Here is a 14,370-nt window from a genome sequence, read left to right as displayed (position 1 = left end):
CGCCTATAAATACTTAATAATTTTTGCCAGGACATCCCTGCTTTTCAGCTGTCTGCCTTGCAAATGTCCATCCAGCATTTTTCTGAAGAGCAGCTTGGCTTCGAGCAGCGCGCGGCCTTCCAACGGAGCCCTTGCGGCCAATATTGACAAGGTTTCACCACCAATCAAACCTTCGTTATCCGCGACCATGCCGAAATCAGCTAAAAAATTGTAGCGCTGACCTATCTTGATGGGATTACCGTTAGCTTCCGAATCCATCGCAACGGCGTAGCCAGCTTCTTGCAATAAATCCAGTTCAAAATAACGCAGAGTCTGCTCGATACATTCACCAAGCAATAAACCACTCAAGCAGCGCTCGTAGCAGCTAAATATCTCGGGCTGGGGATCGTCTTTGTGCACGAATAGTTGCACCAGCTCGTTCACATAAAATCCGCAGTAAAGCGCCAAGCGCTCTAAAGGGTAGCTGTCGACGTATTCCACCTGGGACAGAATTTTTAGTTCGTTTTTATCGATAAACGACAGCCGCAAGGCACTGAAAGGCAATAATAATCCGGCTATTTTCGACTTTTCCTTACGCACACCCTTGGCAAGCATGGACATCACGCCAAAATCCCGCGTGAAAACCTCTAACAATACACTGGTTTCCCGGTATGGCCGATGCTGCAGAACAAAACCCGGCTGTAAATAAACGGCCAAGCCGCTCATTAATGGCCAAAATCGCTAAAACCTAAACTCTGTAAGGCGCGCTCGTTATCCGACCAACCCTTTTTCACTTTAACCCACAATTCCAGATAGACTTTTTGGGCGATCAATTTTTCAATATCGACTCGCGCTTCGCTACCGACTTTTTTAAGCATTTCGCCTTGTTTACCGATGACGATGCTTTTTTGGCTGTCCCGCTCTACCAAAATCGCCGCGTATATTTTGCAAAGCTCCGGAAACTCCTCGTAGCGTTCGATTTCCACGGTCAGTGCATAAGGTAATTCGTCACCCAAACGCCGGGTCAGTTTTTCGCGAATAATTTCAGCGGCAAAAAAGCGCTCCGGCCTGTCGGTGATTTGATCTTCCGGATAAATGAGCTCGGCCTCGGGCAGCAACGCCATAATGTGCTGTTCCAGCAGCTCAAGATTGGTATTTTTCAAGGCCGAAACCGGCACGATATGCTGAAACGGATATTTTTGCTGGGCCTCGGCGAAGAACTTCAGCACCGCATCCTTATCCTTGATTTTATCGACCTTGTTGATCGCCAAGATAACCGGCAGTCCGGCTTGCTCGAGTTTTTTGAAAATCTTCTCGTCGTAGTCGTGCCAATACAAGCCGTCCAACAACCAAATCACGACATCGACTCCCAGCAAGGTGCTGTCCGCAGTCTTATTCAGATAACGATTCAATACCTTTTTTTCGTCGCTGTGCATGCCCGGTGTGTCCATGAAGATGGCTTGACCAGCGGCTGTCGTCTTGATACCCAGAATTCGGTGCCGGGTAGTTTGCGGTTTTCTTGAGGTGATACTGAGTTTCTGACCCAGTAAATGATTCATCAGCGTCGATTTGCCGACATTGGGCCTACCGATTAAAGCAACATATCCGCAGTTCATTTATCCCTGGATTGTAAAAAATTTAACATATTTTCGGCAGCAGCCTGCTCGGCCTTTTTTCTGGAAATACCCACGCCGTTGCGCGTTTCCGGTGTTAATGCGATGGTGCATTTCACTTCAAAGGTTTGGGCATGATCCGCGCCGGACATGCTGACCAATTCGTAAATCGGCAAGGGTTTACGGCTGGCTTGCATCAACTCCTGCAAACGAGTTTTCGGGTCTTTGGTCCAATCGTCTACTTTCAGCGCGGCCAGCTTGTCATCGAATAATCGCAATATCCACTGCTGACAAACCTCAACGCCTTGGTCTTTCAGCAAGGCCCCCATGATGGCTTCCAACGCATCCGACAAAATCGAATCTCTACGGAAACCGCCGCTTTTCAGTTCGCCGGAACCGAGAATCAGATAATCACCGATATTGTGCTGCCTGGCCACTTCCGCCAGCGAATTCTGATTGACCAAACTGGCCCGCAGCCGACTTAAGGCGCCCTCTCCCGCCTCGGGGAACAGTTCGTATAGTTTTTGGGCGATCACGAAGCCCAGCACGGAATCGCCCAAATATTCGAGACGCTCGTTGTTTCTGGCCCCCATGCTGCGATGAGTCAAAGCCATCGTAAATAAGCTGGGATCGTTAAACCTTAAACCCAACTTGCCGGCAAGAATTTCAGGTTTCTTAATCACTTGTTGCCAGCTTCGAATCCCTCGTGGAACTCAACCAACACACTCAAATTCCCCATGATGGGTTCTACACGCTCATAGTCTATGTCAACCCGTACATAGCCGGGTTGCGCGACAATTTTGATATTGTCATTGGTGACGTGCTCTACATAATTCATATCAAAGCGTTTTTCCAAGCTACCCTTTATATCAGACTTAGTTTTAGTCACTATATCGGTAGTGTTTTCCACCGCTTTCAAGGCGTTTACCACCCGGCTATGATTGATGTAAATCGGCGCTATTTTTAGAATCAATAAGGTAAAAAAACCAATTAACGCCAAAATAAAGGCAATGGACAGAAAGGTTAAACCGCGTTGTTTTTTTAATGATGACGGCATAACACTACCCCCGAGAAAAATTAGAAATAAACCGACGACTGTTGAGAGTCCACCGCAATAAGCATTGTTTTTTCGGATTATCTTGCAGCAAACCGCTCAACGCAGCACTGTGCCTAGCCGGTCGAAAGCAATACCGTTATTTTGCCAGTCCCAATTCATCCAGATAAAAAAGGCTCTACCAACCAGATTAGCTTCCGGTACCGTACCCCAATAACGACTGTCATTACTGTTATCGCGGTTATCGCCCATGACGAAATACTGACCCTGCGGCACGACGAACACATCCTCTACGGACGAAGCCCCGTGACTTACCAGGATGGAATGCTCAACCCCCAACAAATCCTCTTCCAGCCGCTCGGCACCGCTCATATTGCTGCCCTGCCCGACGCCTTGATAACGCCCAAGCGACACTTGCTTGGCGGGTACGCCGTTGACGTAAAGCTTTTTGTCAAAGTAAGCGACGCGGTCGCCCGGCAAACCTATCACTCGTTTGATGTAATCGACTTCCGGCTGTTTCGGAAACCTGAACACCACGATATCGCCGCGCTTGGGCTCACCCATTTCTATAACCTTGGTGTTCAGCACCGGTAAGCGCACCCCATAACTGAATTTATTCACCAAAATAAAATCACCGACCAACAATGTCGGCATCATCGATCCCGAGGGAATCCGGAAAGGTTCGAACAGAAACGAGCGCAGCAACAATACGATCAACACTACCGGAAAAAACGAACGGGCATATTCGACCAGTAGCGGCTCGTTCTCAGTAGGATAAGGCAGATTGGCCCGCTTCAGATATAAGCTATAGCCACCCCAGACTACGCCGGTGACAAAACTGGCTACCACCAGAAAAAATGAAAAATCGTAATCCATAATTGATCGTTATTACTCTTTATTGACCTGCAACACCGCCAGGAAGGCTTCCTGTGGAATCTCGATACTACCCACCTGCTTCATGCGTTTCTTACCGGCTTTCTGTTTTTCCAGCAGCTTTTTCTTGCGGGTAATGTCTCCACCATAACATTTGGCTGTGACATTTTTGCGCATGGCTTTGACCGTAGAGCGGGCGATGACTTTTGCGCCAATGGCCGCCTGGATCGCCACTTCGTACATCTGCCGCGGAATCAGATCTTTCATCTTATCGACTAAATCTCGACCACGGTTCTGACTCAAATCCCGATGCACAATAATAGACAAGGCATCGACTTTGTCGCCGTTGATCAAAACGTCCAGCTTAACCAGCGGCGCAGGCTCGAAGCGCAAAAATTCGTAATCGAAAGACGCATAGCCGCGGCTGCAGGATTTCAAACGGTCAAAAAAGTCCAGTACCACTTCGCTCATCGGTAGTTCGTAGCTCAAGGAGACCTGGCTACCGGCGTATTGCATGTTTTTTTGGATACCGCGTTTTTCGATACACAGATTGATCACGTTACCCAAGTAGGCCTGCGGCACCAGAATATTGGCCTGAATAATCGGTTCGCGAATCTCGACAATGGTGCCGACGTCCGGCAGCTTAGCCGGATTGTCGACCATAACGACCTCGCCGCCATGGGTTTCCACTTCGTAAATAACAGTCGGCGCGGTGGTAATCAGATCGATGTTGTATTCGCGCTCCAGCCGTTCCTGGACGATCTCCATATGCAACATGCCTAGGAAGCCGCAACGAAAGCCAAAACCCAGCGCTTGCGAGGTTTCCGGCTCGTAATTGAGTGCCGAGTCGTTCAGGCGCAATTTATCCAACGCTTCGCGCATAGCGCCGAAATCGTCGGAACTGACCGGATACAAACCAGCAAACACCCGCGGCTGGACTTTTTCAAACCCCGGCAGTACTTCGCTGGCGGGATTGTCGGTAGCCGTAATGGTGTCTCCGACCGGCGCGCCGAAAATGTCCTTGATGCCGGCGACAATGAATCCCACCTCACCGGTGTTGAGTTGCTGCTTTTCCAATTGTTTGGGGGTATAAACGCCCAATTTATCAACCAGAAATGACTTTCCGGTCGACATGACGGTAATTTTTTGCTTTTTCCGCAAACTACCGTTGACGATGCGCACCAAGGACACCACGCCCAGATAGTTGTCGAACCAGGAATCGATGATTAAAGCCTGTAACGGCGCATTTTCATCACCCGCTGGCGGCGGAATCTTTTGAATCAGTTGATCCAGCACGGCTTCGACACCAATGCCGGTCTTCGCGCTGATCTTCAAAGCTTCATCGGCCGGAATGCCGATCACATTCTCGATTTCTTCCATCACCCGCTCGGGCTCAGCTGACGGCAAATCGATCTTGTTCAAGACCGGCACGACTTCCAAACCTTGTTCGATGGCGGTGTAGCAGTTAGCGACGCTTTGCGCTTCGACGCCTTGAGCCGCATCGACGACCAGCAAGGCGCCCTCGCAAGCCGCCAGCGAACGCGAAACTTCATAGGAAAAATCCACGTGGCCTGGCGTGTCGATAAAGTTCAGCTGATAGGTGACGCCGTCACTGGCCTTGTAATCCAGGGTGACGCTTTGCGCCTTGATGGTAATGCCGCGTTCCCGTTCCAGATCCATGGAATCGAGTACCTGCGCCTCCATTTCCCGGTCGCTTAAGCCGCCACAAATTTGAATGAATCGGTCTGCCAATGTCGATTTCCCGTGATCGATATGGGCAATGATGGAGAAATTTCTGATATTTTTTTGATCCACTTAGCTTCTAGTTAATTCGTTAGGTTTACAGAATAAATGCGGCGGCGGCCCTGCCCCCGCGAGGTACTGCTTTAGGCGGCCTTGGCCAGTATTTGTCTGAATTGCGCGACGGTTTCTGCAGTCAGCGGTTGCCGCTGGTTGTCCCAGACCACGCCGTCAAGTTCGTCGGCCAACGTATCGATGGTTTCCATGAAATCGTCGAATACCGCCAAGGGCGCATCGACCTCGCGCGGTTGCATAAAAAACACGATGCCAGGGCAATAAAAATCTTGTAGCCCGGTGTCCGGGAAAGTACCAGGGTCAACCATGCTGGCGACTGCGAAATCGACCATGCGATTGGCATCCACCCGCTCGAATACCCGCACACTGCCATAGCGCAAGCCCACACGTTCGAAAGCCTCGAACAGATCTTCGCCATTAAAGCCTTGATCCGCCCGAGCAACGATGCTGAACTCGATCAAAGCCGGCAATTCCAAACGCCGCGAATTAGCCAAGGTTGCGGCTTGTTTTTTCTCGACATCCTTGCGCAAAGCATCGGCAGAAGGTTTTGGGCTGGGCTTGATGGCTTGATCGTCTAACAGAGCATCTCCATCAACCAACTCGTTGCCTAACGCAAATACATCCATCTCATCGTCGTCTTCCTCGACCGAAAACTCGTCAACCACTCGGTCGTCGTAAGAGTCCTCGTCGTAATAATCGTCAGGGGTGCGTCTTTCTCGCAACGACTTGACGAAATGCCACAACACCATGCCGATCATCACCAGCACGCCGATCAAAATAATCACGACTCTTAATAATTCTTTATCCATTAGCTTTCTGCCATGCTCACTGCTTCATCAATATCAACCGCCACCATTCTGGATACTCCAGGCTCCTTCATGGTAACACCTGCCAGATGTTTTGCAATTTCCATTGTGACTTTGTTGTGCGAAATATACAAAAACTGTACGGTTGCCGACATGTCTTCCACCATCTGCGAAAAGCGCACGACATTAGCATCGTCGAGCGGCGCGTCCACTTCATCCAGCAAACAGAATGGCGCCGGATTCAGTTCAAAAATAGAAAAAACCAAGGCCACCGCCGTCAAGGCCTTTTCGCCACCGGATAACAAATGTATCGAACTGTTCCGCTTGCCGGGCGGCCGGGCAATGATGTTGACGCCGGCTTCCAGCAAATCGTCTTCGGTGAGCTCCAGATAAGCCTGGCCACCGCCGAACAAACGCGGAAATTTTTCTTTCAAGCCACTATTGATCTTGTCGAAAGTCTCTTTAAAGCGTTGGCGGCTTTCCTTGTCGATCTTACTGATGGCCTGATCCAAAGTATTTAAGGCATCGACCAAATCGTCATGCTGCTCGTTTAAAAATTTCATCCGTTCGGATTGGGTTTTGAACTCTTCGATGGCAGTCAGATTGATGGATCCCAGCCGCTCGATTTGATCAGTCAGCTCGTCGACGGCATTTTTCCACTTCGTTTCGCTCGCGCCTTCGGTTAGATTAGTTAGAATAGCCTCCGGATCGGCATCAACCTCGGTCAATTGCTCCGCAATCGTTTGCTGTCGCACCCGGCTATCCTGTTGCTCGAAACGCACCTGATCCAAGGCTTCTTTTTGCTTTTCCAAGGAACGCTGAGTCTGTGAATATTGCTCGGCCAACTGACTGACCGTCTGCTCGCTAGCCTGCTGAGCCTGGCGCTCGGACTGCAGGTTGTCCTCGAATTCGGCTTTTCTCTCCAACAACTCTTCCAATTGCATTTTCTCATCGTCGAGCGGCGCCAATGAAAAGTGCAACTTGTTTTCCAGTTCGGCGATACGATCAGCCGATTGCTGATGCTGCAATTGCAAACGCTCAATCTGTTTGGCGGTCAGCACTTCCGAAGACTTCAGCGATTCGATCTGCGCATGCAAGCGGTGCAAGTGCCGGCGCGCTTCATCGACCGAGGCATCGGTGTTTTGCTGTTGCGCTTGAATCTGTTGATTCAATTGCTCCAATTCGGTTTTCTTGTCGCCCAAATCGCCCAAGGCCTGCTCGGCGTCCTGCTTGATCATTTCCGCTTCGGAAATGCTTTCGGCATTTTCCGCCAGATGCAGGCTGATTTCTTCGATCTCGTGATCAAGCTGTTCCAGACGGCGCTTTTGCTGCTCGAAACGCGCCGACTGCGCGCTGTATTCGGCGCTCTTCGCGGAAAACTCGGCGCTGAGCAACTTTTCCTTTTGTTGATATTGCTCTCGATTGTTTTCGGCGGCCTTCAACTCCTGTTCGGAGTTGGCCAATTGCTCTTCGTCTTCGGCTATAGCCATCTGCAATTCGCTTTGCCGCTGTTTCAGTTCGCGCAGCTCCTTTTCCCTATGCAATACCCCGGCCTTGCTGTCGCTCCCGCGGCTAATTTTGATCCAGTCCTTGCCCAGCCAGGTGCCGTCGGCCAATACCACCGACTCGTGCGCCTGCAGATGCATTTGCCGGGCTTGTTGCATCGTTTCCGCGCAATAAATGCCGCTTAACAGGCTGGATAAATCCCAGAGACTGCGCAACTTACTCGCCAATGCGACGGTGTCCGCACTCGCTCCGGCGGGGTCAGCGTGCGTTTCAAACACCACCAAAGATTGTTTGGTTAAATCCTGCAACTCGCCCAATATGGAATCGGCGCTATCCACACAGATCGCTTCCAGATAACTGCCCAACACCGTTTCCACGGCGGTTTCCCAGCCTTCCTCGGCATCCAGAAACTCAGCCAAGCGCGGTTGTTGCTCCAAGCCCACCTGCTCAAGCCAGACGCCCAACTCTTTTTTATCCTTACCCATCGCGTGCTGCTGCAACAATTCCAAGGAACTGATCTTACCGTTGACCTTTTGCAACTCGGCGCGATTGGCGTGCAGGCTGTCGTGAAGTTGTTTGATGGCCGGCCGTAATTCTGCGATGCGTTGCAGCACAACCTCCAGTTGCTGCTGTAATTGCTCGCGTTCGGCTTCGATCAACTCGATGCTGCTATCCAGCGTCTCCAACTCCAGCTGCAACTGGGTATCGGCCAGGCCACCGCGTTCGCCGTTTAATTTGTCCAGTCGGGACTGCAACTGCCGATTCTGGTTTTCTAATTGCACCAGCTTGGTCCGCTGCACTTCGGCTTGTTCGCGATAACCGGCGTTCTCGGCTAGAAAGGCTTCCCACTGCTGCTGCCATTGTTGTTTTTGCAGATGCGCGTCTTGTTGGATACCCAGCAAGTCTTCCTCGCGTTCGCGGGCGACAATCATGGTTTCTTCGGCTTCCAACAAGGTCTGGCGAATTTCCTCCAGCTGCTGCCGGTCCTGCTCGCATTCGGATTGCGCCTGCTCGGCTTGCAGTTTCAAGCGATTGATTTCGGCCAGGGTTTCTTCGTGACTTTTTTGGTTGTGCTTGATGGTCTGTTCCAGCCTACTGACTTCGGCGACCACCGCATAATATTCTGCTTGAGTGCTGTCCAGATGCTGTTGCTGGGCTTTCTGTTCACCGCGTTTCAGCTCCATGGCTTTTTCAGTATCACGCAGCAACACGAACAGTCGATTGTGCTCGGCGGCGATACTTTGCAGTTTTTCTTCCAGCTTCTGCGCAGAGCGTTGGAAATTTTGCCAGCGCATTGCCAGCAACTCTTGCTTGTATTGGCGTTCCTGCTTTTTCAGCTCGGTGTATTTCTCGGCCTTTTCCGCTTGCTTGGCCAAATTCTTGATTTGCTTTTCGACCTCGTCACGCAAATCGTTCAGCCGCTCCAGATTCTCGCGGGTATGGCGCATGCGGGTTTCGGTTTCCGAACGCCGTTCCTTATACTTGGAAACGCCAGCCGCTTCCTCGATATGGATACGCAAATCTTCCGGTTTGGCTTCCACCATCCGGGAAATCGTGCCCTGCTCGATAATCGCATAACTACGCGAACCAAGGCCCGTCCCCAAGAACAAATCGGTGATGTCTTTGCGCCGACATTTGGAGCCGTTCAGCATGAACAGCGACTGACCATCGCGGCTAACCTGGCGTTTAATGGAAATGGTGGCGTACTGCGAATATTCGCCGCCTGCCTTGCCTTCGCTGTTGTCGAATACCAGTTCCACAGAGGCCATACTGACCGGCTTGCGGCCCGACGAGCCGTTGAAAATCACGTCGGCCATATTGCCGCCGCGCAAATGCTTAGCCGAACTCTCCCCCATCACCCAACGCACCGCGTCGATGATATTGGATTTGCCGCAACCGTTGGGGCCGACAATCGCCGTCAGATTGCCGTTGATCGGTATCGTGGTGGGATCGACAAAGGATTTAAAACCCGAAAGTTTGATTTTTTCCAGCTTCATGCCTGGTTAGAGACGCTCAAGGACGTTTACAAAGCCGGCTATTATCTTCGAAATGCCATTTCGATTCGAATGGAATTTAAATCCGCTTAACACTACGCCTTAAACTGAACGAAGCATTTGGTCTCGAAAATCAATGTGTAAAAACATTGCTGTTGTCGCTTGACCAACCACAGCTGTGCGCCTGGCAGCAAACGCTAGCAGCCTTTAACAAAGTCGATCTCAAATTTTGCACATGTAGCGGCTTTGCTTGCAAACATTGCCTCTTTACGCTTTTTTTACACGGCTAAAAATACAATCCGTAGATCGTCCAAAGTCGCCGGAAACCAAGCAATTTTGAGGCATCTTCATTTATCTCGTTAACCGGAGAACGCATGCTGCGGGTTGTCTATCTATTTGGATTAGTGTCGCTGATATTTCCCGGCCCCGGATTTGCCGAGTCGGCGACGCCGCAGTCGTTTCATCTTGGTCTTACTCAGCATTGGGTTGGCTACTTTTCGCTGGTCGTGATGATCATCGCGTATATCTCCGCGATGCTCGAAGATGTGACCAATCTGCGCAAATCCAAACCAATGCTGCTGGCAGCGGCATTGATCTGGTTTGTCATCGTCCTGGCGTATCAACAACACGGCGACAGTTTACCGGCAACTACCGCTTTTAAGGCGAACTTGCAGACTTACATCGAATTGCTGCTATTCATCATGGTATCGATGACTTATCTGAACGCCATGGAGGATATGGGCATTTTCGATGCGCTGAAGATTTGGCTGGTCAGTAAAGACCTCAGCTATCGACGACTATTTTGGATAACGGGATTTTTAGTTTTTCTAATTTCCTGTATCGTCAACGGCTTAACCGCCGGCTTGTTGATGGGCGCTGTCGTGGTAGCCGTTGGCAAAAACAGTCCGCGTTTTATCTCACTGGGCTGTTTGAACATCGTGATTGCCACCAATGCCGGCGGCACATTTAGCCCGTTGGGCGGCATATCGACGCTGTTTGTTTGGCAACATGGCATGCTGGGTTTTACCGAGTTTTTTAAATTGTTCGTACCTTGTCTCGTCAACTTTTTGGTACCAGCCGCAGCTATGCATTTTGCACTACCCAAAGACAAACCCATTATCGAACCCCAGCAAATTTTGTTACCACGCGGGGCCAAACGCATCATATTCCTGTTCGGCGTCACCATCAGCTTGGCGGTTGGTTTTGATATGGCGTTGGGATTACCGGCGGCAGCCGGCATGATGGCAGGTCTATCCTTGTTACAATTCTTTTATTTCTATTTGCAAAAATCCGATAAGCCAAGTAATCCGCAACAGTCGGAGTTTTCGCTATTTTTCGGCGGTGGCGATTTGCATTCGCTGTCTATTGAAGCCAAGCGCCTGGATGTTTTCGATAAAGTGGGCCGACTGGAATGGGATACTTTACTGTTCTTCTACGGCGCGATGATGGGCATCGGTGGCCTAGGCTTCATAGGCTATCTTGATGCGATTTCACAGGTGCTATACGGGCAATTCAGCCCGACTCTGGCGAATGTCATGATCGGTTTATCGTCAGCATTCGTCGATAACGGCACTTTGATGTTCGCCGTGTTAACCATGCATCCCGATATTCCGCAAGGACAATGGCTGTTGCTGACCTTGACGTTGGGCGTTGGCGGCAGCCTGCTGGCAATTGGCTCCGCACCAGGCATCGGTTTAATGGGCCAAGCCAAAGGACAATATACGTTCGGCAGCCATATGAAATGGTGTCCGGTAATCCTGTTGGCATACTTTGCCAGTATCGGCACTCATATGCTGGTCAATGCAGGGTCTTTCTGACCAGCAGAAGCCTTAAACGGATTGATGAAATTATCTGGCGTTTTCGGCTCCAGCCCGAACTTAGCGAGAAACGAGCGTTTCATCGGCCATGCCTGGGGTTTAGCCGCGCCCTTCATTTGCACGCTGATCGATTGGCCTTTGCGCGACCTATTGGGACCGGCCAGCATCCTGATGACTTACTTGCTGGGCGTATTTCTGGTCGCCAGCCGCTATGGTCGCAGCGCGTCCATCGTCGCCTCGCTACTCAGCGCGCCAACCTTTGCCTTTTATTTTGCCCGGCCAATTTTCTCGTTTGCGATTAGCGACCTGGAAAATATCGTCGGCTTGGCGGTAATGATCATTGTCGCGAACGTCACCGGCAGCTTGCTTGAAAAATCACGCTTGCAAGCCGAGTTAGCCAAACAACGTGAATCGCATACTAATGCGCTCTATCGATTGAGTCGTGACCTGTCCGCGGCCCAGGATCACAACGCCGTTGCCCGTATCGCGGCCGAACATATCGACAATGAATTTGGTACGGATTCGGTGCTGCTGATTGCCGATACCGAAAACGGCCTGCAAATACAGACAAATCAGGTGTTACCCGTTTCACTGCACAACATCGATCTTGCTCTGGCACAAGGGGCCTTCGAGAAAGGCGAAGTCAGACAGCAGCACCCTTTAAGCTATTACCCGCTGCACGGATCTAGTGCCGTGCAAGGTGTGTTAACCATCCTACAAACTGAAGCATTGGTCAGACAATCGCCGGAAGTAAACACCTTCTGCCATTTAATCGCGCAAACCTTGGAGCGATTTCAGCTAGCCGCTCAAGCCCGCGAGGCCAATCTGCAAGCCGAAACTGAAGCCTTGCGCAATGCGTTGTTAAGCTCCATTTCCCATGACCTACGCACGCCTTTGACCCGCATCATTGGTGCGGTCGGCACCGCTATCGAGAATGATGCCGGTTTATCAGCCATGGAACGCCAAGAGTTGAATCAATCGGTATTGGAAGAAGCGCAACGCATGTCGGAGTTGACCGGCAAAATTCTGGATATGGCCCGCTTGAGCAGCGGTCAGATCATTTTGCACCGCAGTTGGAACGCCATTGAAGAAATCGTCGGCAGTGCCTTGAACCGCCTGGATAAACACTTACAGGACAGACCGGTACGCACGCTGCTGCCGGATAGCTTGCCGCTATTGTGGATCGACGCGGTACTGATGGAACAGGTACTGGTCAATCTGATCGAAAACGCGGTTAAGTATACGTCGCCGGGCAGCCCCATTGACATCGAAGCGATAGCGCTGCCGAAGCGCTTCCGCTTAAGCATAACGGATTACGGCCCTGGCATTGCCAAACATCAACAAACCCGGATTTTCGAGAAGTTTTATCGCGGCGCCACCGAAACCCAGCAAAACGGGGTTGGCCTGGGGCTGGCATTGTGCAAGGCTATCGTCGAGGCGCATGGCGGGCTTATTCAAGCCGATAACCGCGCCGGCAAAGGTGCGGAATTTAGCATCGAACTACCCCTGCATGCGCCGCCGCTGCTTGCAGAATCAGAAGCGCTTGGGAGCGTGGCATGACAGCAATCCCCCTGATTCTACTGATAGAAGACGACGCACAAACCCGACGCTTCCTAAAAACCAGCCTCACCCATCGCGGTTGGTCTACAATCAAAGCCGACTGCGGCAAATCGGGGCTGGCAATGCTGAATAGCGAACATCCCGACCTGGTGATCCTGGACCTGGGGTTACCTGACATGGACGGTATAGCGGTCACCCGTCGCCTGAGGCAATTGTCGGATTTGCCCATCCTGATCTTGTCGGCGCGCAGCCAGGAACAAAACAAGATCCTGGCACTAGATGCCGGTGCCGACGATTACTTGACCAAACCCTTCGGTAGCGGCGAATTGCACGCTCGTCTGCAAGCCTTGATGCGTCGGGTCGCTCGCAGCCGTAGCAACCTAGAGGTATTCGAAACCGGTCTATTGAAGGTGGATTTGACGCGTCGGAAAGTATTCGTTGCCGACAACGAAGTACGCATCACCCCTATCGAATATCGATTGCTCGGCATTCTGATACGCCATGCCGGCGTCGTGGTGACTCATCGACAACTCCTGCAGGAAGTGTGGGGCGCGGAACACATCCACGATCAACATTATCTGCGTATTTACATGGGACAATTGCGCCACAAACTAGAAGTCAATCCGGCGCGGCCACGTTATTTGCTGACCGAAGTCGGCGTGGGCTATCGCATGGCGATTGATGATACCGATATAGAGTAACCGTTCGAGAGAACCTGACGGCAAAGAACCTTGCCTCTTTGTAGGCCGAGAACGGTAGACGATAGAAACGGCTTCGTTTTTGTCGCCAGCGACTGTTCCGAGACTTCTGTCAATCGGGGGAGAGATGAGAATTGGTATTGAATTATCAGGATGTAAGGGAGCCAGCCAAAAGACTGGCCCCTGTTTGCAGAAACTGCTGCAAGAAACGTAGCGAGCCTAGTTCAATAATGCGCTTAAGTTGGCGCGCGATCTGTTGGCGACAGCGGATTGGGCTTGAACTGGATTGTTTTGAATGTCCGAGATTAACTTCCCAACCACCTCTTGCGCCTGCTCCGGACTGTTGATTCTGGCCTGACTGTCGCTATTTTGTCCGCTGGCAGCCTGCGCTAATTTCAAAGACTCCTGGGACAAACTGACTGTGTCGCTTGGGCTTGGCTCGGTTCTCTCGACCTGATTTTGCGAATTACTTGCCTTTCTGCGCTCAGCCAATTCTTCAATCGCGCCGGCTTTTTGCTCTCTGGATACGCCTTGGCTAGCCAAGGTACTTTGGTTTGGGTATGTAGTGTTGATTTCCATCGTCGACTCCCCTGCAAATTGAACTTACATCTTAACGGTTTTTACGATTCGCCTTAACGACTAGTTTACATCATTC

General features: G+C 51.1%; 12 protein-coding genes. 3 read left to right on the top strand and 9 right to left on the bottom strand.

The genetic code is table 11. The annotated features are described in order from the left end of the window. Window positions 1-3: 3 nt before the first annotated feature. The 8 genes from recO to smc form a co-directional block, all read right to left on the bottom strand. Window positions 4-705, bottom strand: coding sequence for a DNA repair protein RecO (gene recO / locus CWO84_RS20705; RefSeq protein ID WP_101054922.1), 702 nt, complete (start codon window positions 703-705; stop codon window positions 4-6). Continuing rightward, window positions 705-1,595, bottom strand: a complete 891-nt coding sequence (era, locus tag CWO84_RS20700) for a GTPase Era (protein WP_101054920.1) — start codon at window positions 1,593-1,595, stop codon at window positions 705-707. Before era ends, recO begins: the two co-directional genes overlap by 1 nt. Next, window positions 1,592-2,275, bottom strand: a complete 684-nt coding sequence (gene rnc / locus CWO84_RS20695; RefSeq protein ID WP_033155534.1) for a ribonuclease III — start codon at window positions 2,273-2,275, stop codon at window positions 1,592-1,594. Before rnc ends, era begins: the two co-directional genes overlap by 4 nt. Continuing rightward, window positions 2,272-2,649, bottom strand: coding sequence for a DUF4845 domain-containing protein (locus CWO84_RS20690; protein ID WP_033155535.1), 378 nt, complete (start codon window positions 2,647-2,649; stop codon window positions 2,272-2,274). The genes rnc and CWO84_RS20690 overlap by 4 nt, the downstream gene beginning before the upstream one ends. 96 nt (window positions 2,650-2,745) lie before the next feature. After that, a complete protein-coding gene (gene lepB, locus CWO84_RS20685; RefSeq protein WP_033155536.1) occupies window positions 2,746-3,522 on the bottom strand; it encodes a signal peptidase I in 777 nt (258 codons plus the stop codon). A 12-nt stretch (window positions 3,523-3,534) separates the two neighbouring features. Next, window positions 3,535-5,334, bottom strand: a complete 1,800-nt coding sequence (lepA, locus tag CWO84_RS20680; protein WP_101054918.1) for a translation elongation factor 4 — start codon at window positions 5,332-5,334, stop codon at window positions 3,535-3,537. Window positions 5,335-5,405: 71 nt separating this feature from the next. Next, window positions 5,406-6,143, bottom strand: a complete 738-nt coding sequence (locus tag CWO84_RS20675; protein ID WP_033155538.1) for a cell division protein ZipA C-terminal FtsZ-binding domain-containing protein — start codon at window positions 6,141-6,143, stop codon at window positions 5,406-5,408. Next, window positions 6,143-9,643 carry a chromosome segregation protein SMC gene (smc, locus tag CWO84_RS20670; RefSeq protein ID WP_101054916.1) on the bottom strand — a complete coding sequence of 1,167 codons (3,501 nt, stop codon included), beginning with the start codon at window positions 9,641-9,643 and terminating at the stop codon, window positions 6,143-6,145. Before smc ends, CWO84_RS20675 begins: the two co-directional genes overlap by 1 nt. 371 nt (window positions 9,644-10,014) lie before the next feature. On the opposite strand from smc, the gene nhaD reads away from it, so the two are divergent. The 3 genes from nhaD to CWO84_RS20655 are packed head-to-tail and all read left to right on the top strand — an operon-like array spanning window position 10,015 to window position 13,718. After that, the gene (gene nhaD, locus CWO84_RS20665) at window positions 10,015-11,457 is read left to right on the top strand and encodes a sodium:proton antiporter NhaD (RefSeq protein WP_033155540.1); all 1,443 of its coding nucleotides are present in this window, start codon (window positions 10,015-10,017) and stop codon (window positions 11,455-11,457) included. Window positions 11,458-11,481: 24 nt separating this feature from the next. Next, window positions 11,482-13,017: an ATP-binding protein gene (locus CWO84_RS20660; RefSeq protein WP_033155541.1), complete on the top strand. Its 1,536-nt coding sequence runs from the start codon at window positions 11,482-11,484 to the stop codon at window positions 13,015-13,017. Continuing rightward, window positions 13,014-13,718, top strand: coding sequence for a response regulator (locus CWO84_RS20655; RefSeq protein ID WP_033155542.1), 705 nt, complete (start codon window positions 13,014-13,016; stop codon window positions 13,716-13,718). The genes CWO84_RS20660 and CWO84_RS20655 overlap by 4 nt, the downstream gene beginning before the upstream one ends. 216 nt (window positions 13,719-13,934) lie before the next feature. Here the strand turns inward: CWO84_RS20655 and CWO84_RS20650 are convergent, their stop codons facing one another. Further along, window positions 13,935-14,294 (bottom strand): hypothetical protein, encoded by a 360-nt coding sequence (locus CWO84_RS20650; protein ID WP_033155543.1) that lies wholly within the window; start codon window positions 14,292-14,294, stop codon window positions 13,935-13,937. Between the last annotated feature and the right edge of the window lie 76 nt (window positions 14,295-14,370).

This window comes from Methylomonas sp. Kb3, from assembly GCF_002834115.1.
Taxonomy (GTDB): Bacteria; Pseudomonadota; Gammaproteobacteria; order Methylococcales; family Methylomonadaceae; genus Methylomonas; species Methylomonas defluvii.
The sequence above is the reverse complement of the archived record's forward strand: the minus strand, read 5'-3'. Positions and strand labels throughout refer to the sequence as shown.